The organism is Paracoccus sp. 22332 (assembly GCF_052045125.1).
In the GTDB taxonomy this organism is placed as follows: Bacteria; Pseudomonadota; Alphaproteobacteria; order Rhodobacterales; family Rhodobacteraceae; genus Paracoccus; species Paracoccus haematequi_A.
In genome coordinates this window covers 1-533 of record NZ_JBQEOI010000139.1, presented here as the reverse complement: position 1 = coordinate 533, position 533 = coordinate 1, and the positions used below count along the sequence as shown (strand labels likewise).

The window sequence follows — 533 nt, the reverse complement described above, 5'->3', positions numbered from 1 at the left end:
GGCTGCGCCAGCTGGAAAGCTACGCCGCCACGGGCCTGCTCAACCGCGCGCCAAAGGGGTCACTTTTGGGCGCCGATCGGGGGGGCCGTTTGGATGCCGATTGACATCGGGGCCAGGTCCTTCCGATGCCCAAGGGGCGTCCAGCTGCGCGTGAAGATGCGTCCGGCCGGCAGATCGAGGAAGCGGTCCTCGACTACGGGCGTGTTGTTGGAAAGGTCGGTCATGATCTGTCCTTACATGATGAGCCGGAGGATGCCTGCGGAGCTGATGGCAAGCAGGACGACCGGCAGCAGCGGCAGGCGTGTCGCCGCCAGGATGGTGAGGGCCAGCGCGATCATGTCGGCGGGCCTTCCGGTGACGAAATGCGGGGCGATGACCGTGATGAGAACGCATCCGGGTGCGGTCTCCATCACCGCGGCCATTCTGGGGCTCACGGTCCGGTCGCGCAGCAGGAGATAGCCGTCGATCCGGGTCAGATAGGTGACTAACGCCATCATCAGGATGGTGAGGATCACAAGAGGGTCGATCATTGC

Annotated in this window: 2 protein-coding genes; both read right to left on the bottom strand. The window is 64.5% G+C overall.

Annotation, left to right across the window (positions count from 1 at the left end; genetic code table 11):
* Positions 1-59: 59 nt before the first annotated feature.
* Positions 60-224 (bottom strand): hypothetical protein, encoded by a 165-nt coding sequence (locus ACTJI6_RS24230; RefSeq protein WP_440804347.1) that lies wholly within the window; start codon positions 222-224, stop codon positions 60-62.
* A gap of 9 nt (positions 225-233) precedes the next feature.
* Positions 234-533 (bottom strand): AzlD family protein (locus tag ACTJI6_RS24225; protein ID WP_440804346.1); only part of this gene is annotated, 300 nt, incomplete at its 5' end.

What these genes read in the sequence shown, in the direction of transcription:
- ACTJI6_RS24230 (WP_440804347.1), bottom strand. Translation starts at nt 224, where the DNA reads ATGACCGACCTTTCCAACAACACGCCCGTAGTCGAGGACCGCTTCCTC.